Raw genomic sequence first — 20581 nt, forward strand, 5'->3', positions numbered from 1 at the left:
TCGCGATTTTTGGCGGCCCTCGCCTGAGGCGACGGGCTGTGGTTGCGCGGGTCTGGTTGGAAGCTTGCGCACCATCGCCACCGTGAACGCTGGTTGCGAGCAGTAGCGGGTTTGTAGGGCAGAATTTGCTACCTTCCGATGTCAGTAGCTCAGTTGTTCTTCGCCGACTGCCGTGCCGGTACAGACTCGGACAGAACCGAAGATAGCATCACGCAGGCATTCGCATTCAGCATTCACAGTAGTGATCGGCGCACGACCCAGGGTTCGCCAGGAGACCAAGCGGGTCGAACCGCATGACAGCCTTGACCGGCTGGAGGACGGAAATCCCGATGCCGAAGAGGTTGGTCAGCGCAGTCGAGCCCACACGGCATTTGCGGAACGAACAGCAAGGGCTGGGAAGCGATCGGCCGGGCGGTCCTCCAAGGGCGGGCCAGGGTTGTCGACGACGCGTTGGTTCTGGTCCGCTACTCTGGTCTCTACCGTTTGATAGCGGCTTCGGTCGCCACTGACAGCGAGTCAAGATATTTGGCATCGTCGGCTTTGATTACCGCGCAGATCTGGTCGAGATTGGGACAGCTCACTGGTGCACCTTTGGGCTCATAGTGCTTCCTCCTCATCAAGATGAGGATTGCCGGATTTGGCGTAGAACACCAACACGGGTCCGAGATCAAAGCGCGTTCCGGGCGCAAGGCGCTGGGCGGATCGGGGCCATGTTTCGGTTGAGACGCCATCGATGCCTCGCGCCAGCGTTCTGGCGAAGCGGGGCATCAGCGGAGCGAGTGTCGGTGCCAGGATCGCAGCGGCCGTCGTCTGAAGGGCTGTCGAAGTCCGATTGCGGGCGGGATAGAAACGTCGGGCCGCCGTATAGTCTCGCGCCCCACGGTAGATTACACAATCGCGCACGAAATCGCAGACCTGAGCGGCCGCGCGCCGAACCGAGAAGCCTTCGTCCGAATAGGCGCGCTCCATCGCCGCGCGATAGATCTCTATCCGAGCAAAGAAGGCGCGGTCGACCGGGCTCCAATCGCCTGCATCGGGTACACGGCCGGCAAAATCCTGCTTGATTTCCTGGTTCAACGCCTCAAGCCAGTTCAGCCAGATCCTTTGGAACACCTCGTTCTCAGTGCGGCGCAGCGCGTCCAGCGTGAAATCCGTCCGCTCACCTTCTGGGCGTGTCAGGCCCAAATGGAGGCGCACGACGTCGACTGTCTTTGGGCTCAGAACCTCCTTGCCCCAGACCGCATGGCGGCAGCTGGTTGAGAATTTCTTGCCGTTGAGCAGGTAGAACTCGTTGACGTGATAGCGGATGCGTGGCGTCCAGTGGGAGAAGACCTCGGCGTAAAGAGCGGGGTAGAGTAGCGCGTGGTAGAACGAATTGTCGAAGCCGAAGAAATGGACAATCTGCCAGTCGTTGCCGGGCATTTCCGCCTTCCAGTCGCGACCCATCGAGCGGCCGAGCGCCTGGATGTTGTACAGAAAACCGAATGCCATCTCCGGCCACACCCAGATCACTTGCCCCGGGAACCCCTCGGCCGGCAGGCCCCAGTCCGAGGGGTGGGTAATGGGCACTGAGAAGTCGCCGCGTTGGCGCAGGCGCGCGAAGAGATCCAAGATCCGTAGCGGGACGCCCGACGCCCTTAGATGCCGGTCGATATTGTCGTAGCATTGGTCCATGGCAAGTTCCGGACGGCGGAGGGAGCCGACCACCGGCGCCTTTGCAGACTTCCGTGACCGCGCTGCACCTAAGTCGTGGCAAAGGTTTGGGGCACCGCATTCCTCGCAGATGTTGCCAGCGGCGGAGCCGCCGCAATCGGGGCAGAGGCCGCCAACATCCGGCTCGTAAAGATAGTGGCCTGTCACGGCATCAAAAAGCGCAGGGCTCTGGCGCAAATCTACCGCCGCGCTGCTCAGAAGACTCCGGAAACACGCGGTTTGGAACTCGCCGTAACCGTCATCGCCCATTGTGGCTTGGAAGCTGTGGAGTTCACAATCGAGAAGTGCAAGCGTGGCGCGTATCTCGTCGGCGTAGTAGCGCGCCACGTTTGCAGGAGTCGATTGATCGGCATCGGCGCGTGTCGCGACGTAGCTCTGGTAATCGTCGCTTCCGGTCAGGTGATAGGCCTCGAGTCCTTTCATGCGCAGGAAACGGGTATAGACATCAGCGCCGAAATAGGGGCCAGAAAGATGCCCCAGATGCAGATCGCCATTTGGCGTTGGCGGCGTGGAGAAGACGAAGATTGGGCCGCGTGGAGCCGTGAACTTTGCAGCGGCATCAAGGGCGGCCTCGCCGTCTCGCCAGTAGACAGCGACGAAATCTAGGTCTTTGTTCCCGTCGTTGCGCAGCACATGCGCTTCAAAAGGATGGAACAGAACGACGTCGCCGGCCGCGACCGAGATTTCCCCAAGGTCGGTGGTGACCTTGCCCGCGCCAGACAGGACCACGAAGGCCTCGATTTCGTCGTGCCGATGGGGCTCGGATGTGACCCCGGGTCCAACCTTTCCGAACGAAAACCCCGTGCGAGCGCTGCCCGTTCCAAGCGTGGCCGTGTCGATACCGAACGCCCGCGACAGCTCCGTTCGAGAAAACGTGTATTTGCGCATGACAACGAACCTAAGGTGTTGAAGAGTGGGCCGGACCTTCGGCTGCAACGAACAGCCTCAAGTGCACTTCATGGAGAGAAACGGCAGTCCGACCCGTTGGCGGCCCGGCCAGGATAGTGCAGCTCTGGGCCGGCAGGCGGGCGACCAAGGGGGGCGCTAGTCGGGCTGTAGGCACACAGAAGACCGCCTGCGACCACCTCCACAATCCACGTGGCCGAAGCGTCCGATGCTCCGCGAGCCCGCAAATCAGACCGCCATACCGTCCGCGCATTTTTTGAGCGGTCGATCAGTTTAGTGTGCATGCCTCCGCCTGGCTGCGTGAGCTCAATCGCGATAGAAGATCCCATTTGGGGGCTTGAGATTGTCGAGATCGGCCACTTTGCCCTCGGGCGGGTTAAGGGCGCGCTTAAGCACGTTATATTCAGCGCGGGTCGGCCCACCGGTTGAGGCACGCTGGAACACCAAGTAGAGTGTCCGCCGAGAACGATTGCTTTTGTTCGGTCGTGAGTAGTGCGGTGCGTAATCGTCGAAGATGAAGATGTCGCCAGCCTTCCATACTACGGGTTCCCAGGAGAACGTTTCGGCTACTTGAGGATAGATCACCCCACCGGCATCCATGGGAAAGACCCCCTTATTGTGGTTGCCGGGGCTGAAGAAAAGCCCGCCGTTTTCCGGGTCGGAATCGTCGATGGCTATGGCAACCACCGCATGGACCATCCGGTCGGGGAGTTTGTGTGGAATATGATAAATGTCCTGATGCGGGAGATAGCCGCCGCTGTCTGGGTAGTGGAAAATCAGCAACTCCTTGAGCCTGCGCGAATCTTCGCCAAGCAAATCCTCGACCGCTGACTTTATGCGCTGATCTTCTAAGAGCAAACGGCGCAATGGATCATGGAAATCGAGAAAATTCTCGATCTTGGAGATGATCTTTCGATTGTCCGTCGTCTTCTCGAACCACATGAGCCATTTATCATCGCTGACATCCCAGCGTGACATATCTTCGACAAAATTAGAGATATCTTCCTGAGCCGCTGGCGCAAAGAAGCTTTCGAGCCTGACGTATCCGTCTTTCTTCCACTTGTCTCTTTGTGTATCAGTCAACATGCGAAAAGCCTCCTGTTGGAGAGACAGATTGGTCGGACCCCAATTAGGGCAGTCGGGCGCTGGCAAGTTGCGGTCCACGGAGACGGTCCCACGCATGTGGGACGGCGATGCTAAGTGCGTTCCGCTCCGACGGATTTTGTCCGCAGAAGCTCGGCGCGAGACTGCCTATGTCAGGCTCAGCCGGGTCCAGGGCTTCGGTAAACTGGGCCGGATCAATCGGTTCACCCGGTCTAGCCGCTACAAGCATCGCTAAAGGCCGGCGCCATCCGCTGACCGCCGACCCAGCCATAGCCGCCAAGACCACGGCGCTCTTTTGTGTGAGCGACCTGGTACGGTCGTGACAACCGTAGCCGAAATGCACGCCCCCAGAATAATGCGATGCGCCGCTTGGTCCAAGAACTTGTTCCGTCACGATGATTTCGAAGAAGCCTCCGGCCTTCGCCGCAGCGGACGCGGACGTCATTCCCAGGATGCCACCGCCGATGATCAGAAGTTTACGAGTCATATCCCGCTGCCCATTTCTTCGGCTACGGGGTCGGGCCAGCTCTCGATCGAGGTATGGCTGATGAAGCCAGGATGCTCGGGGTTCGCGCATGGCGCGCGCCCAAGAAGGCTATCGAGGATGCGGCGCGCGCGCCAGGCCAGCAGGCTTAGGTTCGGATCGGCCAGGCCGCGCTGCCCGAGGCTCGCGTTTTGTACGAAGATGCGTCTGTCACGCGGTCCGTCCCAGCTCACCGAAAAGTCCTCGCAAATAGCTAATTCATCGTCGATATGCTCCAGCCGGTGCGCGATGGGTTCCAAGAAGTCTGGCATCGCGTTCTCGTAACCGGTGGCCAGGATGACGACGTCAGCCGTGACTTCTTCGACCTCGACCATGCCGTGCTGCAGGGTCAGCCTGTGACCCGCGCCGGCGTTGATGCAGTGCGAGACGGTGCAGCCCGGCCGCAGTGTGATGTCGGATCGGTTTGGCTCGAAAAATGAGTGGCGGTAGAGCGCCTGATAGATCGCGCGCAACGTGCTTTCTGAAATGCCGTCCGAGGCAAGCACGAAACGCCGCAGGAGCAGCTTACGCTGCGACTCGCTCATCGCCGCGAAACGATCCGAAAAGCAGGGCATGAACAACTCGTTTGTGAACGGGCTGTTGTCCAGAGGCAGATAGTTTTCGCGCTGCGAGACCCAAATGATCGAGGCAGGCCGCCGTTCTTTCGGCAGGCCGATAAGATGCAACATCACCTCGGCTCCCGATTGTCCTCCGCCGACCACGCAGACATGCTTTCTCCGCACCTCAGGGTGGATGTGCAGTAAAACAGATGAGTGGAACAGGTTGCGTCCAGTCCAGCCCTGGAACTGAGGCGGAATTTGCGCCTGCTTGCCAATGCCGACCACGACGTCTCTGGCGCCGAGAACCGCCTTATCCGTCCGCACCCGAAACTCGCCGTCAAAGCGGATTTCGCGCACTGTCTCACCGCCACGCACAAGTGGGTTCCTGTGGAAGACCCAGTTCAGGTATTGTTCGAACTCCACTCTGAGCACGGCTTCGAACTGTGCGTTCAGGAAGTGATACAGACGCCCGTTCTCGTGCAGGAAGTTTACGAAAGTGTAGGCTGATCGCGGATTCACTAGAGTGACCAGGTCCTTGAAGTGGCTGACCTGGAGCTCCGAGGAATCGAATGCACTGCCTGGATGCCAGCGGAAGTCGACCTGCCGATCCAGGAACACCGCCCCTTTCCCAACTTGCTCGTGTAGCTGACACGCAAGGCTCAAATTGGACGGGCCAGCACCGATCCCAACGCAAGATAACTCCACTGCTTCCTCCTATAGAGTCTTCCCACTAGGCGGCTTGTTCGCGGCGAATACCGGCCGCAGCCACTGGGCCCCCCTCGCGGACGTTCGGAGCACCGGTCCCGACCGGGTTTGCGAGCATTTGTCCAGCGCGTTCGCGTCGTCCAATGTAGACCGGAGCATTCCAGCGCGGTGAAATCGAGGGGTCATGCCGGCGACGTGGGACAACGACGTATGTCTTTCCGTTCGTCTCGATGCCCGCGTCGCCGTCACGCGAGACGCTTTGCAGGCCCATTAAGGTGTTTGAAGCCGGCCCAATCGCCGGCCCGACCATGACGCGCAGGCCTTTCGGCGGCTTGATGGCAGGCGAGAGCGCAGTGTTCACTACGGCGACGGCATTTTCGGTGCGCATGATCATGGACGACGTCTCGCTGATGCGTTCGCAGGGTCCCATGCATGGGCCGTGCCAGAGAAGGAAACTTTATTAAACAACAGGTTGGCGGATTTGCGATCCTGTCCGACATCCGACATTGAGGGGGACGCTTCAGGGCGGCGCCCGATTTGCACTTCGGTGTCGCCTTTCTCCGAATAGCTAATCGGGCACCCTCTGCATCAGAATACTTCTCCCATGGGGACCAGCGCAGTCTTTATGAACGGACAGTGCAGAACCCTGCGTCTCTGTCGGACAGATCACGATATGCCGTGTCCATCGAGCTCAGCAGTTGCAACAGCTGCCAGATCGTTAGCCCTATCGTCCCGTTGCACTGGCTGGATCCCGACATCCTTGGAGGCCGCGATCATGAAGAGCGACGCAATCTCATGTCCGCCGCGAGGCCTCTCTCATGCGGAAGCAATTCTCTATGTTGGTGTCGGATCGATGCTCTTGACGGGACGCTTGCGGATGGGCGCATGCCCAGACCTAAGCGCATCAATGAGTGCGCGATATGGGACCGACACCCGGAAGAATTGCGTATGACCACTCTGCCGGTTCCAAAAGCACGTGCGCCATTCGGTCCCAGGCGGAGGGATAGGGCCACAAAGCAGTCTTTTGCGCGCCGGCCGGTGGGCCAAGATGGAGCCATTGTAACTCAGTTATTGATCATCACCGCCGCGGATTTCTCAGGCTGTGCGTCCGAAGCTCGGCCAGTCTCGCGGTGAGCTTCACTGCTTATTCCGCAGTGCCCACCGAATTCGCACAGGAGTTCTTATCAGGCGGTCATGGCTGCACTCCTTGTCGGATCTTCGACGATGTCGGACATAAGACATAGCGCCATCAGGGGGATCACATTGTTATGAAACGATTTACTCATTTGGCACGACTCCTGCGATGCTGTCAGCAAAACGCGTTGCGGCAAGGACTGAGGAGAATTCATGCCATGATCAAGCTCACCGAACACGCGGTCGCAGCGGCAAAAAAAAAAGCTCTCCCGAGCCGAAGGAGAACCTTGAAATTGTTTTCCAGTCGAATGCCCCAAACGAGGATTCCTATCTTTGGCTCGAAGATCTGGAACGAGAACGGACACTTGCCTGGGCCGCCAGCCAGCCGGTTAGAACGATGGGGCACTTCGGTGGAACACAGTCGATCGCGAGGCGACGCCCTGATAGCGATCTCCGAATGTCCCGACAAGGTTCCCGTGTTCATGCGTCGCTGTCAGTACTTCTACAGTTCTGGCAAGACGGCCGGAAATCCGCGCGCACCGTGGGCCGGCACCACCATTGCCGCTACGCCGATCCTGCTCGCCACCACGAAGCGGGCCGAACGCGCCCACCCGGGCCAGGCGCGAAAGACGGCCGCGAAGCTGCAGGCCTTTGGTTATCCCGCTTACTTCTAAGTGAGTACAGCTCGATGATTGCGAGCACGGCGCAAATAGAGTGTGCGCGGTCCCACGCACACTGCGCATGAGCGCTCCGCCACAACTCGAGCAAGACTTGTCGTAGTTCAGTGCATCATTTCTGAAGAGCAAGGAGACGATATCATGGCGAGAAACAAAATCCGCATCGCGCGGGGAGTAACAGCGGCCGTTGTCCTCATCGTGATGGGACAGCAGGCCGTCGCGGCGGACCTTGCGCAAGCGGCTAGCGTCCCGAAGGCAGGAGCCTCGGTCACGGAAGCGCCAAGCCCTTGGCAGATCCGGCTGCGTGCGTTGGGGGTCATCACTGAGGATTGGGGTTACGTCAATGCGGTGCCCGGCTCTGGTCTTTCATATTCGGACACAGTGACGCCGGAACTCGATATCTCCTATTTCTTCACGGACAACATCGCTGCCGAGCTCATTCTCGGCACCACCTATGCAAACATCAACGGTCAAGGAACGATCGGAGGGCTTGGCGATATCGGCAAGGTTTGGCTGCTGCCGCCTACGCTCACATTGCAGTATCATTTTGCCGATCTCGGCGCTTTCAAGCCCTATGTTGGCGCCGGCGTGAACTACACGATTTTCTATAACCAGGATGCCGGCAGCGCCAACACTCTCAAGGTTAAGAACACGTTCGGCACAGCGCTGCAGGTCGGGTTCGACTACATGGTGGATCAGCACTGGGGCGTCAACTTCGACGTGAAGAAGCTTTTCCTGAAGCCAGACTTCGACGTCACGGTGGACGGCGCGAAGCTGACGGGCAAGGCCGAGCTCGATCCCTGGTTAATAGGCGCGGGTGTCACCTACCGGTTCTGATAGCGAAAGGCGAAGAAGGCTTGTTGAAGACCTGGACCACGAAGTAAGCGCCCCCTTGGGCAGCCGACCTGAAATGAAGGGCGCATCGTGCGAGCTTAGGCCGCGACGCTTAGGAAAGGTGGGATTGGAGGGCGTGTCTTCACATCTAGAGTAGTGCAGCAACATTGAACGGCAGCACCAACAAGCTCGATCCGATTGGCTTCGGCTCGCCGGCTGATGGTGAAGATCGGCTCAGCACTGATCGGCGATGCAGAAAACGGAGAGATGCACGGTCCTTGGCTTGAGACGCTGATAGAGGATGTCGTCCGATTTTCCGCACTCGGGCAGCAGATGATCATCGTCACCTCTGGTGCCGCCGCGGTCGGCTCAAGTCACTTCAACCATCTGGACAGATCTCTGCCAGTTGAGGAGAAACAAACGGCGGCCGCTATCAGTCAGGTTCAGCTCATGCGTGCCTATGAACAGAGTTTTGACCCCGCGCGCGCCCGTTCCGCCCATTTGAGGCACGTTGGCTGCACTTGGTTGCGTGCCGATCTCTCGCGGCTTCGCTCTGAAGCCCATCCGCTCAGGTGAAGACGCTATGATCGTGGATTTGAGGCGTCCGGTTGTCAAAGTGTGGTGACTGCGCCGGATAGGGCTGCGATCGTGTCGGAAATGTCCAGCCGATTACCATCAGCATGAAATTCCGACGAGTTTAAGCTCATTTTTGTCAAGCGATTGTGCTCAAACAATGAGAGAACTTATCTATATGTCTGCTTACCGCTTCGCAAATGTGACATAAATTCTATCTGATGACCAAGTATGATAGTCGCGTTAAGGTGTTATATCATTTCTTATTATGCGCTCGGTTGCTTTAACGCTCAAGATCATTTACTACTCTATCGAACGTCGCTAATTATTTTATTCGGAATTGTCGTGCAACCGTTCGTTTGCCTCGAAGGAAGTTAAATGTCTGCTGTAGGCGGTGTAAGCAGCGTCCGCGCCGATCGTTCTCGCAACGTCGATCGCATTGGATTCATCGGTACCGGCATGATGGGCCGGCCGATGACCGCCAAGCTCCTGCAAGCCGGCTACTCGGTGAATGTCTACGACATCGATCCCGCGGCTGCGACAGACGTGCTGAAAAAGGGCGCCCGGTGGCATAATGCACCGCGCGACGCGGCCCGCGACTGCGGCATTGTCATTACCTGCCTGCCGCTGCCACGCGACGTCTTCGACAATATGGTGGGCGAGCGGGGCGCTTTGGCCGGAATGCCCCCGGAGAGCATTTGGATCGACACGTCCACCACCGACTACCACAACACGCTCGAGATCGCCCGTCTGGCGGCAGCAATTGGCATGGATTCGCTAGAAGCGCCCGTAAGCAACCTGTCCCACATGGGGGTCGATTTTGCCAATGTCAGCTTTTTCGTCGGCGGGTCATCGGAGGCCTATGTGCGTTGCGAGGCGGTGTTGCAAACCATGGGAGCCGTCTCCTTCCATGTCGGAGACATCGGTCAAGGCCAATCAGTTAAATTACTGACGAATCTACTTTTCTACACTGCAGCCGTTGCGAGCGGCGACGCGCTCTGCCGAAGCGTGCGGGCCGGGGTTCCAGCGCAGCAGGCGTGGCGGAATTTTGCCGGTTCTTCGGCGAACTCCGTTGCAATCGAGCAATTCGCCCCGTTTCTCCTGGATGGCAGCTACGACCGCTCCTGCACCCTGGAGATCACGGTGAAGGATATGGGCTTGACCGTCCAGCTGGCCAACCAACTGCGCGTGGGACTGCCGCTCGGACGGGCGGTCGAAAAGCGTTTTAGCTTGGCGGGACGGAAGTTCGACCGATACGACAGCCACCTGAGGGTCATCGAACTGGCGGAGGTGGTCTTCGGCGTTCGACTGCAAGTGCCGGGTTATCGCGCGCCATCCAAGTACGGTGCCAACCCCGCGCATCCGCCAGACCAAGAATTCCTGACCGATCCCGTCGGACGGATCAAACCCAAGCTTGAGCATGTGTTTCCGCTCGACGACATCCCGCTCAGTGGCATCCAGATACGGTTGCTCAAGTCTCTGGTCGGTGAGCTCACCCACATCAATCGGCTGATTCTTGACGAGGCGTTTGATCTTGGGCGCGGAATGGGCCTGAGCGATGCCCTGATACACGAGGCTATCACCTGGAGCGTAGGCGCTTCCGCTTGGTCGGACAGCCGAAATGGGCAGTACGACAACAAACATCTTGTATATCCAGCCGCGGCGCTTGCGAAGCCGACGACTATACCGAATCTCATCTGTCCCTGTACGGAGGAACCTGTCATGAACACCCGCGATCAGCAGACGACACTGGAGCAAGCCGCGCGAAAACGCATCAAGGATTCCCATGACCTCGACGGCGACGTCGATCGCTTGACCCACTTCTATCGCGGATGGGCCAGTTCCTACGAGTTGGATGTTGGCCAGGACCGGTACTGCGGGCCGATGATCGTGGCGGAATTGGCGGGCACGGTTCAGACGGCCTATTTGGCCAATGAGCGAGCAGCCATCGCAATCCTGGACGCTGGCTGCGGAACGGGCCTCGTCGGCGTGGAACTGGAACGCCTTGGCTTCCGGTTGATCGATGGGATCGACCTCTCCGAGGCGATGGCCGAACAAGCCCGGCAAACGGGCGTCTACCGCGATGTCCAAGGCGATGTCGACCTTAACGTGCCGCTGCCCGAATACTCCAGTGCGACCTACGATATTACGGTCTGCTGCGGTGTCTTCACGCTCGGTCACATCCGACCGGACGCACTGCGCGAACTTGCTCGCGTCACGCGCCCCAACGGATTCGTCATCGTAAGCACCCGCAAGAGCTATGCGGAGGCCACATCCTTTGAAGATGAGGTGCGGCGTCTGCAGGATGCGGGCGTGCTTGTGACAGCACACTGTCTAAACGACGGCAGATACATCGCGGAGGAGGACGCACACTATTGGGTTTTCAAAGTGACCGACAAAGCTAACGCACCAACGGAGGAGCAGCTATGACCACACTACCGCAAATCTCACTGGCAAAACTGGCAGCCGATGCAACCCGACACGAAGAGCGCGAGCGCCTACGCCTGGCCTGCGAGGAGTACGGGTTCTTCTACCTTGAGCACGGAATCCCAAAGAAACAGATCGCAGAAGCGATCCAGGCTTCCCGGCGTTTCTTCACGTTGCCACAGTCGACAAAGGAACGTTACGGTCACGCCACCCAAGACGTATACCCTGCTACCGCCCGTGGGTACAGTCCGTTGTACGGCGAGGTGCTACATCCCGAGGCTGGCCCCGATCCGAAGGAAATGTTCGACCTAGGAATCGAGAAGGAAGGCGACCGGCGTCCATTTGCTGGTTGCACGCGCCTTCCGGATGACGCGGTGGCTCCTGGTTTCGCTCGAAACCTGCTTGCTTTGCAGGCTACTGTGGTCAACGAGGTTGTGCCACAGCTTGGAATGGCACTGGCCGACCTGCTCGAATTGGAAGAGAGCTGGTTCCGACGTCATTTCAGCCCGCCGACGGTCCTGCAACGCGTGATCCGGTATCCATCTAGTGGCGGCACGGCCGGAAAGCATACCGACAATGGGTTCTTCACGCTGCTGCTGCAGGAGGAACTTCCCACGCGCTCCTTGCAGGTGTGGTTCGGGGAGCGCTGGGTGCCGGCGCCGAGCTTGCCCGACACTCTCGTGGTCAATCTGGGCGACATGCTTCAGGCTTTGAGCGATAACCGATTCAAGAGCACACCCCATCAGGTCGTGCATACCGGTCCGACTGACCGAATTTCCCTGCCCTTCTTTATCTATCCCGACATCGACGCTTGCCTGACTTCCCGGCAAGGAAAGCAGACCTTCAGTGTGGCGGAAGTGATGCTGCGCAACTTTGAGTCAATCTGGGAAACCCGGGATGGAGCCGGACGGGCGCGAGAGTTGCAATAGGTCGTTCGGTTTTGCCGAACTTTGCACCGCTCAAGTTCGGCAGGTACCCCGGCGTGGAACTATCTCGTTGTCCACGCCCATGGGCGCATCACCGTTCGGGATCATGGAGCGCTACGTATGTCGCAAACGTCGCGAAGCTCACACGTATGCGCAGCCGGCCAGTGGAAGATGGGCGACGCGCCGAAGGATTCATCGAAACTATGATCAAAGCGATCGCGGCTTTGGGGATCGAAATCACCCAAAGAGGTGCGCGACATTCAGAACGCTAAGGGAATGGTGAACGCCCAAAGAGCCAGTAGTGTGGCACAAGCGATGAGCGAAGCCGCGGCCGGCAAATCCGATAAGCCTTGCGCAGAAGCCGCGGGTTCTGGACTGCCCAATGCTAGCCTAAGTTTTATGAGTTGCTGCGGAACAACTGATTTATAACATCTTGGATGATCCTCGCGCAGGGCGCCGTAAGCTGTGACCTGAGGGTTCATGAACTCAACTGCTCGAGCGGTCTGCAGCCACGGCGCTGGCCATCTTCTCGGCAACAGCGAGGTCCGTTCGGTTGAGAATGGCCGCAGATCGACTTAACCGTGTCGCAGACTGCTTGGTGCTTCACCGAAGTGATCACGAAAACATTTTGAAAAATGCGACGATGAGACAAACCCGCAAGCGATTGCCACCTGCAGCACGGACATATCGGTCAATTCGAGTAGTTGGCGCGCCCGCGCCATTCTGAGCAAAAGATAGTATCGCATCGGCGTCGCCTTGAGATGGTGAAGAAAGAGGCGCTGGATTTGCCGGCAAGAAAGGCCCAGCTCTTGAGAAATAGCGCGAATCGTCAACGGCTCATCTACAGAATTTTCCATCATGCGGATGATGCGGATCAGCTTTTCGCTCGCGCCGCTAAAGCGAAGCCCAAGGGGAGCAGATTGACAGCTTTCCCCCTCGCGCCATCGATCGGCTGTGAGGAATCGGCAGACTGATCGCGCCACATCGGAACCACATCGGTGTTCTACTGAGCTGATCGCGAGATCAAATGCCGCAAATTCACCGGCGCAGGTGACGATTCCGTTCTGCTCGACGAATAGGGCGTCGGTCAGCTTGAGACCTTCGAATGACTCCGAGAAGGCTGCCATCGTGTCCCAGTGGATGGTACAGCGCGTGTCTGACAACAGACCGGCCGCAGCAAAGACCCATGCGCCGGTGCCGAGTCCGTAAAGCCTCACATTGCGACGCGCACAGAAGCGTAAAAGTGACAACAGTGGTGCTGAGGGATAATGTTCGATTCCCGCGCCCGCGCAAACCACGATGCCATCGGGCAAACGCTCCGATTTCAGAAGCTTGGCTTCCTTAAGACTTGCATCCACGCACACTCGGATCCCACTGGCACATATAACAGGGCTGCCGTCGTCGCTTATCAACCTCCATCGAAACCGCTCGCGTCCGGACAATCTGTTCGCATACCGCAATGGATCGATGAACGACGACATACACAGTTGTGAAAATCCCGGAACAAGGACTATCGAGAACTCCGTGACTCCATCAGCCAAAGGCATGAAGGCCGTGGAATCTAGGTTTCCGCGACCCAATCTCCGCTCGCCAACAAGTCGGTTGTTTATTACGTTCATTCTGTCACCGCTTGACCAGAGGACGCCGTCTTATCCTCTAGCGAGAGGAACGACCGCTATCCTTTCCCGCTTCAGCCGCCTGCGAGCGCCTTTTCCAACTCCGGCAGGATGAGGAAGAGATCGCCGACCAGGCCGTAGTCGGCAACCTGGAAGATCGGCGCCTCCTCGTCCTTGTTGATGGCAACGATGACCTTCGAATCCTTCATGCCGGCAAGGTGCTGGATGGCGCCGGAGATGCCGACCGCGATGTAGAGATCGGGAGCGACGACCTTGCCGGTCTGGCCGACCTGCCAGTCGTTGGGCGCATAGCCGGCATCGACCGCGGCGCGCGAAGCACCAACCGCCGCGCCCAGCTTATCGGCAACCGGCAGGATGACCTCCTGGAACTTCTCCGAGGAGCCCAGCGCACGGCCACCCGAAATGATGATCCTGGCCGAGGTCAGTTCCGGACGATCAGTTCCGGAAAGCTTGTTCTCGATAAAGGACGATACACCGGGGTCGGCTGCCGCCGAGATAATCTCGACAGCAGCCGCATTGCCTTGGGAGGCGACGGGAAATGAAGCAGTGCGCACGGTGATGACCTTCTTGGCGTCGGTCGACTGCACGGTCTGGATGGCGTTGCCGGCATAGATGGGGCGCTTGAAGGTGTCGGGCGAGACCACTTCGATGATCTCGGAGACCTGCGCGACATCGAGCAGGGCCGCCACCCGCGGCGCGATGTTCTTGCCGGCCGACGTCGCGGGCGCGATGACCGTGTCGTAGGCGCCAGCCAGCGAGACGACCAGCGCCGCCGTCGGCTCAGCCAGGCGCTCGGCGAGTTCGTCGGCTTCGGCGAGCAGCACCTTGCTCACACCCTTCAGTTTCGCGGCTGCGTCAGCGGCAGCCTTGGCGCCTTTGCCGGCCACCAGCACATGAACGTCCGAGCCGATCTGCAGGGCTGCCGACAGCGCCTTGGCGGTCTGGTCGGAAAGCGTTGCGTTGTCGTGTTCGGCGATGAGGAGAATTGCCATTTTATCTGTTCCTTTCCCGATCGCTTACAAGACGCCGGCTTCGTTCTTGAGCTTGTCGACCAGTTCGGCGACGCTCTTGACCTTGACGCCCTCCTTGCGGCCGCTCGGCTCCTCGGTCTTGATGACCTTCAGCCGCGGCTTGACGTCGGCGCCGTAGTCGGCCGGGCTCTTCTCGTCGAGCTGCTTCTTCTTGGCCTTCATGATGTTGGGCAGCGAAGCATAGCGCGGCTGGTTGAGGCGGAGGTCGGCGGTGATGATCGACGGCATCTTCAGCTCCACCGTCTGCAGGCCGCCATCGACCTCGCGGGTCACCTTGGCCTTGTCGCCGTCGAGCACGATCTTGGAAGCGAAGGTGCCCTGCGCCCAGCCCAGCAGTGCCGCCAGCATCTGGCCGGTCTGGTTCGAGTCATCATCGATCGCCTGCTTGCCGAGGATCACGAGACCGGGCTGTTCGGCGTCGACGACGCCCTTCAGCACCTTGGCGACGCCGAGCGGCTCGGTCCGCTCGTCGGTCTTGACCAGGATGGCGCGGTCGGCGCCCATGGCGAGCGCGGTGCGCAGGGTTTCCTGCGCCTGCTGCGGGCCGATCGATACGACGATGATCTCTTCGGCCTTGCCGGCTTCCTTCAGCCGGATCGCCTCTTCCACCGCGATTTCGTCGAACGGGTTCATCGCCATCTTGACGTTGGCGAGTTCCACCGCCGAACCATCAGCCTTCACACGAACCTTGACGTTCGCATCCACGACCCGCTTCACGGGCACAAGCACTTTCATCGGATTTTCCTTTATTCACCCAGACGGCGCGGCGGCTGTGCGTGCGTACTGCATGAGGTTGAAGTCGGGTTTTAGGAGCAGTTCCCGCGGAAGCTCGACACGAGCTCCGAAGAGCCGGCGCGCTACCATGTGCGTTCTTGCATCATTCATCGTGTCAACGGCCACGGCCAAGCCATCGCGAAAGTACCAAAACGCTGAACAGCCCGGTTCCGCCGACACTGCGAGGATGTCATCGTAATCAAGCGCCAGACCAGCTGTTTGCAACTTGGTGTCGTATTGGTCGCTCCAAAACCATGGGACGGGCTCGTATGCCACCGGTCTTCCCAAAATGGCATTAGCGACGACACTGCCCTGCTCGATGGCGTTTTGTACCGATTCCAGGCGGATTGACCGGCTGCCAAAAGGAAAAGCGGCACAATCACCAGCCGCATAGATGTTGGGGTCGGATGTCTGACCGAATTTGCCAACAACGATGCCATTTTCGACTATCAGGCCGGCTTGCGCGGCGAGCTCAACATTCGCCATGCCACCAATCGCAACCAGCACCAAATCGGCAGGGAGCATCCTCCCGCTTTGCAAAGATACGCTCGAGACTTTGCCGCTGTCGCCGGAAAATCCTTTCAGCTGCTCATTGGTTAGGATGGTCGCACCGTGGCGCACATGAAGTTCTTCGATCGCTTGAGCTGTTGGAGCGCCTGCGACGCGCTTGAGGACCCGGTCAGCCATTTCGACAATGGTGACCGCATTGCCCATTCGAACAGCAACCGAAGCAACTTCCAGCCCCACGTAACCGCCGCCAACGACGACGATGCGCTTTGCGCTTGCTAACGCGCTCCGAAGGCGATCGGCATCCGCGATGCTCCTCAGGGTCAGGATCCCGTCCAGGCCGTGCGTCGTCTCTTCTGGAAGGGCCCGCGCCCGTGATCCTGTGGCTAAAACGAGCTTGCTATAAGAATAACTTCTGCCGTCAAATGTCCTAACAGTTCGGGTGTTGCGATCGACGGTGCTAACGGAACTTCCTCGCTCGACCATAATTCCGGCCTTAGCGTAGAACTCCTGAGGACGAAATTCCAATCGCTCCGCTGTTGTCTCGCCCTTCAGGTAGGCCTTGGACAGCGGAGGCCTTTGGTAAGGCAGCCATGGCTCATCACCAAGCATGGTAACGGCGCCGTCGTAGCCGGAGTCGCGTAACTTTACGGCACACGAGAGCGCAGCCTGCCCCGTGCCGACAATGACAACATTGTCCTGCATATGTTCCTCAGGGGGTGCTTTTGCTCTATGCTGCCACTAGTCTAGTCGCAGCGTGATCGATTGCTTCTTTCGTCCAGGCCAGATCACTGTCGGTCAGGGCAAGGGATGGGTAGATCTTACCCGGAGACTTGAAGATCCCCTTCTCACGCAGGGCGGTATTAAATGTACCGGCCGCCGCGGAATTGCCTTTTGCGACGTCTTGATAAGATTTCACGGTTTGCTCGGTGAAGACCACGTCAAACAGCACTGGATCGCCGACGATCTGGTACGCGATACCGGTTTGGTCGAGCGCGTTGCTAAGCATTCCCATGACCGTTACGCCATATCCGCGAAGTCGGTCGTAGTTACTGGGTCGACGCAGGATCTCCAAGGTTTTGAGTCCGGCCACAGCGGCAAGAGGATTACCGCTTAGCGTCCCGATCTGAAGGGTGAACCCGTCCTTCCCAACAGCTGCTTTGTCGAAGTGGGCCATGATCTCCGTCTTCCCCGCAACCGATGCAAGCGGAAGGCCGCCTCCGATGATCTTGCCCAAGGTGCATAAATCGGGCACCACGCCGTATCGCTCCTGAGCGCCGCCGTAGGCCAGGCGGAATCCGGTGACAACTTCGTCGAAGATTAGAACAATGCCTCGCTTCGACGATTCCTCGCGCAATGTCTCCAGAAAACCTGGCGCCGGTGGGATCAAGCGCTGGAGCGGCTCTACGATGATTCCGGCGATCTTCGAGCCATGCTCAGCCAGGAATTGACGCACGAATTCTACGTCATTGAATGGCGCGACGAAGACGCCGTCACGGACTTGCTCGGGAATCCCGGCCGAGTCTGGAACGCCGTTGGGATAATTCTCAATTCGGTCCGGAAAAACACTGATCAGCGCTTCAGACGACATCCCGTGATAGCCGCCCTCAAACTTCAGTATTTTATCGCGACCAGTATGCGCTCGTGCGAGACGCATAGCGTACATATCCGCCTCGCCGCCTGTCGAAACATATCGAAGCTGTTCTGCACACGGCACCGCCTCGCAGATGACTTCCGCAAGTTCGATCGCATGCCTGTTACTGGCGAAAAAGGTGAGACCCCGTGTCGTTTGCTCGCGAATGGCCTCAATGACCTCGGCATTGTCATGACCTAGGATCATAGGTCCCGATCCTATCAAAAAGTCGATATACTCCTTGCCATTCTCGTCCCAGACATGAGCGCCATGGCCTTCTCGTATGACGATGGAAGGATCAAAATTTCCAAATCCACCGCCGGGTAAGACCGCCTTCGCCCGGCTCACCCAATCGCTTTGTTTGGCGCTAGCATTCACGACGGTGTCAAGCATGTGCCGCAACCTTCTTGGTCGGGCTTGAGCTTTCAGCATCAACCCGTGGATGTTCATTGTTGGGATCGAAGACGGCGTCGCCGAGAACTGTCGCCGCTCGAGGCTCGCCGAGCACCATGACCTGCAAATTCGTTCCGACCTGCGCAGCTTCGGGAGCGACATAGGCGAACGCCAGGATTTTCCCGGCAGTCGGGGAATAGGCAATGGAGCTGACGGACCCGACCTGCCGATCACCCAGCAAGACAGCTTCGCCACCATTTCCGTCGGACACGCCGTCGGCTTCGATCGCAAGATAAGCGCAAATCCAACTCGGTCCTCTCTCCATTGCTTCCAACGTAGCCTGCCTTCCAGCAAATTGAGGCTTGTCCAACTTAACGAAACGCATGACGTCGGCCTCTGGAAGCGTCACTTCATTGGTCAATTCCCCTGCTCCCTTGAACATCTTTTCCAAGCGCATGACGTTCATTGCGAATGAGCCGTAGTCGACTAAGCCGAAGGCGCTGCCGGTGGCATGCAGGGCGTCGTAGATAGCCGGCAGGCTTTCTCTAGAGGTATGGAATTCCCAGCCCAGCTCGCCCGCATAGGACATGCGAAACGCCCAAACCTTCTGCCCGGCGACTTTGATTTCTTGAGCCGTCAGCCAGGGAAAAGCCGCGTTTGTAAGAGCAGCCTCGGTATTCGGTCCCAGAATGTCGCGTGACCGTGGCCCGTTAAGCGCAAGCGCGCCCCACCTGTCCGAGAGATTAGTGATGGTCACGGACTCGTTCGCCGTACGCGCAAACGTCAGGTGGTCCAGGAGTCGCTGTTCGAAGAAGGCAGCGCAGGTGAAGTAGAAGCTGTCATCCGCCAAGCGAACGATGGTCGTTTCCAGCTCGATGCGCCCTCTATCGTTGAGCAAATGCGTAAGAGCAATTCGGCCGGTTTTCGATGGGAGGCGGTTCGGTATCAGTCGATCAACGAACCCGGCAGCATCCGGGCCCGACACTTTAACCTTCGAGAAGGCCGAGATATCCATCAGGCCGGCACACTCGCGCACCGCGCTGATTTCCTTCTGAACGAGCGGAAACCAGGCGGGTCGCCGAAACGAGTAATAGTCCTTCTGCTCAAGACCGTCCTTCGCGAACCAGCGGGGGCGTTCCCAACCATAGACCTCTTCGAACACAGCGCCGCGCTTCTGCAGGCGGTCGTAAAGTGCGCTTGGCTTGACCGGCCGCCCATCATGACGGTTGAGGTGCGGGAAGGGTATTTCATGGCGCAGAAGGTAATCTTCTTTTGCCTTGATGACCTGATAGTCTTGATCGGCAAACTTGCCAAAACGCCGGGGGTCGTAGTCGCGCATGTTGATGTCGGCGGCGCCGTGAACCATCCAACGGGCCAGTTCGCGCGTCAGCCCAGGCCCCCAACCGATACCAATCTGACAGCCGCAATTGAGCCAAAAGTTCTTAAGCCCAGGCGCTGGGCCGATGAGTGGGTTCCCGTCCGGGGGGTGTGAAATGGCGCCATGCACAGCCCGCTTGATGCCGAGCTGAGAAAGCACGGGCATCCGACCCATCGCATTTTCGAGCCAGGGCATAATGCGATCGTAATTGGGCTCGAACAACTCATGCTCGGCTTCCCACGGACAACCTTCGATCCAAACGGCATTGGGATTCGCCTTCTCGTAGATGCCGATCAAACCGGACTTCTGCTCCATCCGGACGTAGCCGGATACCAAACGATCATCCCGAACGACGGGAAGCTCCTTTTCTAGCATCATGAATTCCGGAACAGTGTCCGTTATCAGGTAATGGTGGGTCATGGAGGTGGTGGGGACATCGAGCCCAACCCATTTTCCAACCTGGCGCGCGTAAGTGCCGCCCGCGTTAACGACATGCTCGCAAACGATCTCGCCCTGTTCCGTAAAGACGCGCCATTCGCCATTGGGCTCTGGCTTTACGTGCATGACCCGACATTGCCGTACGATCTTGGCCCCGAGCTGACGTGCACCCTGCGCAAGTGCGAAGGTGGCGCCGGAAGGGTCAACATGGCCGTCATCCGGCGTGTACAGTGCCGCCTGTACCCCTTCGAGATTATAAAAGGGATGAAGCTCTCTGATGCGCTCCAGATCTACCAATTCCATGGTGAAGCCCAGCGCCTTTCCGACGCTCAGGGTCTGACGGAGCCAGTCGAGTTCATCATCCGTGTAAGCCAGCCGCAAAGAGCCACAGCCGTGCCAGGTTACGGATTGTCCGGTCTCCTTTTCGAGCACCTTGGAATAGAGATCGATATTGTAGCCGACGCATTTTCCGAGCGAAAAACTCGACGTCGAATGCGTGATCTGCCCAGCGGCATGCCACGTAGATCCCGACGTTAACTCGGCCTTCTCCAACAAAACGATGTCGGTCCAGCCTTCATGCGCGAGGTGATAGACGAGGCCGCATCCCATGATGCCCCCGCCTATGATTACTACCCGCGCGTGAGATATGGTCATTGTCGTCTCTCCAAGAAAACTGCCTGTAGACAGGGCTACCGAACAAGTGTACGA

At 58.6% G+C, this 20581-nt stretch carries 17 protein-coding genes; 6 read left to right on the plus strand and 11 right to left on the minus strand.

Annotated features, from left to right (window positions below):
* Positions 1-597 precede the first annotated feature (597 nt).
* From NKI88_RS19935 to NKI88_RS19955, 5 genes are all read right to left on the minus strand, one after another.
* Positions 598-2601 (minus strand): class I tRNA ligase family protein, encoded by a 2004-nt coding sequence (locus NKI88_RS19935; protein WP_023685651.1) that lies wholly within the window; start codon positions 2599-2601, stop codon positions 598-600.
* Positions 2602-2925: 324 nt separating this feature from the next.
* Positions 2926-3705, minus strand: a complete 780-nt coding sequence (locus tag NKI88_RS19940; RefSeq protein ID WP_352656753.1) for a phytanoyl-CoA dioxygenase family protein — start codon at positions 3703-3705, stop codon at positions 2926-2928.
* A gap of 43 nt (positions 3706-3748) precedes the next feature.
* The gene (locus NKI88_RS19945) at positions 3749-4300 is read right to left on the minus strand and encodes an FAD-binding protein (protein WP_352656755.1); all 552 of its coding nucleotides are present in this window, start codon (positions 4298-4300) and stop codon (positions 3749-3751) included.
* Positions 4207-5511, minus strand: a complete 1305-nt coding sequence (locus tag NKI88_RS19950; protein ID WP_352656757.1) for a lysine N(6)-hydroxylase/L-ornithine N(5)-oxygenase family protein — start codon at positions 5509-5511, stop codon at positions 4207-4209. Before NKI88_RS19950 ends, NKI88_RS19945 begins: the two co-directional genes overlap by 94 nt.
* Before the next feature lie 25 nt (positions 5512-5536).
* Entirely contained in the window at positions 5537-5905 is a 369-nt protein-coding gene (locus NKI88_RS19955; RefSeq protein WP_352656759.1) for a hypothetical protein, read from the minus strand.
* 958 nt (positions 5906-6863) lie between these two features.
* Here NKI88_RS19955 and NKI88_RS19960 point away from each other — a divergent pair.
* From NKI88_RS19960 to NKI88_RS19985, 6 genes are all read left to right on the plus strand, one after another.
* Positions 6864-7319, plus strand: a complete 456-nt coding sequence (locus tag NKI88_RS19960) for a hypothetical protein (protein WP_352656761.1) — start codon at positions 6864-6866, stop codon at positions 7317-7319.
* Between the two features lie 144 nt (positions 7320-7463).
* Positions 7464-8159: an OmpW/AlkL family protein gene (locus NKI88_RS19965; RefSeq protein WP_023816337.1), complete on the plus strand. Its 696-nt coding sequence runs from the start codon at positions 7464-7466 to the stop codon at positions 8157-8159.
* A gap of 216 nt (positions 8160-8375) precedes the next feature.
* Entirely contained in the window at positions 8376-8732 is a 357-nt protein-coding gene (locus NKI88_RS19970) for an amino acid kinase family protein (RefSeq protein WP_352656763.1), read from the plus strand.
* A gap of 375 nt (positions 8733-9107) precedes the next feature.
* Entirely contained in the window at positions 9108-11159 is a 2052-nt protein-coding gene (locus NKI88_RS19975; protein WP_352656765.1) for an NAD(P)-binding domain-containing protein, read from the plus strand.
* Positions 11156-12085, plus strand: a complete 930-nt coding sequence (locus tag NKI88_RS19980) for a 2-oxoglutarate and iron-dependent oxygenase domain-containing protein (protein WP_352656768.1) — start codon at positions 11156-11158, stop codon at positions 12083-12085. Before NKI88_RS19975 ends, NKI88_RS19980 begins: the two co-directional genes overlap by 4 nt.
* Positions 12086-12106: 21 nt before the next feature.
* Positions 12107-12289 (plus strand): FMN-binding negative transcriptional regulator, encoded by a 183-nt coding sequence (locus NKI88_RS19985; RefSeq protein ID WP_352561698.1) that lies wholly within the window; start codon positions 12107-12109, stop codon positions 12287-12289.
* Between the two features lie 368 nt (positions 12290-12657).
* Here NKI88_RS19985 and NKI88_RS19990 read toward each other — a convergent pair whose 3' ends face one another.
* From NKI88_RS19990 to NKI88_RS20015, 6 genes are all read right to left on the minus strand, one after another.
* Positions 12658-13701, minus strand: coding sequence for a GlxA family transcriptional regulator (locus tag NKI88_RS19990; RefSeq protein WP_352561573.1), 1044 nt, complete (start codon positions 13699-13701; stop codon positions 12658-12660).
* A 71-nt stretch (positions 13702-13772) separates the two neighbouring features.
* Positions 13773-14711: an electron transfer flavoprotein subunit alpha/FixB family protein gene (locus NKI88_RS19995; protein WP_352561575.1), complete on the minus strand. Its 939-nt coding sequence runs from the start codon at positions 14709-14711 to the stop codon at positions 13773-13775.
* A gap of 24 nt (positions 14712-14735) precedes the next feature.
* Positions 14736-15485: an electron transfer flavoprotein subunit beta/FixA family protein gene (locus NKI88_RS20000; RefSeq protein ID WP_352656771.1), complete on the minus strand. Its 750-nt coding sequence runs from the start codon at positions 15483-15485 to the stop codon at positions 14736-14738.
* Positions 15486-15500: 15 nt separating this feature from the next.
* The gene (locus tag NKI88_RS20005; RefSeq protein ID WP_352544116.1) at positions 15501-16736 is read right to left on the minus strand and encodes an NAD(P)/FAD-dependent oxidoreductase; all 1236 of its coding nucleotides are present in this window, start codon (positions 16734-16736) and stop codon (positions 15501-15503) included.
* Positions 16737-16761: 25 nt separating this feature from the next.
* Positions 16762-18057, minus strand: coding sequence for an aspartate aminotransferase family protein (locus tag NKI88_RS20010; protein WP_352544117.1), 1296 nt, complete (start codon positions 18055-18057; stop codon positions 16762-16764).
* A complete protein-coding gene (locus NKI88_RS20015) occupies positions 18050-20527 on the minus strand; it encodes an FAD-dependent oxidoreductase (RefSeq protein ID WP_352656774.1) in 2478 nt (825 codons plus the stop codon). Before NKI88_RS20015 ends, NKI88_RS20010 begins: the two co-directional genes overlap by 8 nt.
* Positions 20528-20581: the final 54 nt, after the last annotated feature.

Source organism: Mesorhizobium sp. M0317 (genome assembly GCF_040321555.1).
GTDB lineage: Bacteria > Pseudomonadota > Alphaproteobacteria > Rhizobiales > Rhizobiaceae > Mesorhizobium.

Excerpts from the sequence above, each read along its gene's own strand:
- NKI88_RS19975 (WP_352656765.1), top strand. The coding sequence starts at position 9,108 with ATGTCTGCTGTAGGCGGTGTAAGCAGCGTCCGCGCCGATCGTTCTCGC.
- NKI88_RS20010 (WP_352544117.1), bottom strand. The coding sequence starts at position 18,057 with ATGCTTGACACCGTCGTGAATGCTAGCGCCAAACAAAGCGATTGGGTG.
- NKI88_RS19945 (WP_352656755.1), bottom strand. The coding sequence starts at position 4,300 with ATGCGCGAACCCCGAGCATCCTGGCTTCATCAGCCATACCTCGATCGA.
- NKI88_RS19955 (WP_352656759.1), bottom strand. The coding sequence starts at position 5,905 with ATGATCATGCGCACCGAAAATGCCGTCGCCGTAGTGAACACTGCGCTC.
- NKI88_RS19980 (WP_352656768.1), top strand. The coding sequence starts at position 11,156 with ATGACCACACTACCGCAAATCTCACTGGCAAAACTGGCAGCCGATGCA.
- NKI88_RS20005 (WP_352544116.1), bottom strand. The coding sequence starts at position 16,736 with ATGCAGGACAATGTTGTCATTGTCGGCACGGGGCAGGCTGCGCTCTCG.
- NKI88_RS19935 (WP_023685651.1), bottom strand. The coding sequence starts at position 2,601 with ATGCGCAAATACACGTTTTCTCGAACGGAGCTGTCGCGGGCGTTCGGT.
- NKI88_RS20015 (WP_352656774.1), bottom strand. The coding sequence starts at position 20,527 with ATGACCATATCTCACGCGCGGGTAGTAATCATAGGCGGGGGCATCATG.
- NKI88_RS20000 (WP_352656771.1), bottom strand. The coding sequence starts at position 15,485 with ATGAAAGTGCTTGTGCCCGTGAAGCGGGTCGTGGATGCGAACGTCAAG.
- NKI88_RS19990 (WP_352561573.1), bottom strand. The coding sequence starts at position 13,701 with ATGAACGTAATAAACAACCGACTTGTTGGCGAGCGGAGATTGGGTCGC.
- NKI88_RS19995 (WP_352561575.1), bottom strand. The coding sequence starts at position 14,711 with ATGGCAATTCTCCTCATCGCCGAACACGACAACGCAACGCTTTCCGAC.
- NKI88_RS19970 (WP_352656763.1), top strand. The coding sequence starts at position 8,376 with ATGGTGAAGATCGGCTCAGCACTGATCGGCGATGCAGAAAACGGAGAG.
- NKI88_RS19960 (WP_352656761.1), top strand. The coding sequence starts at position 6,864 with ATGATCAAGCTCACCGAACACGCGGTCGCAGCGGCAAAAAAAAAAGCT.
- NKI88_RS19940 (WP_352656753.1), bottom strand. The coding sequence starts at position 3,705 with ATGTTGACTGATACACAAAGAGACAAGTGGAAGAAAGACGGATACGTC.
- NKI88_RS19965 (WP_023816337.1), top strand. The coding sequence starts at position 7,464 with ATGGCGAGAAACAAAATCCGCATCGCGCGGGGAGTAACAGCGGCCGTT.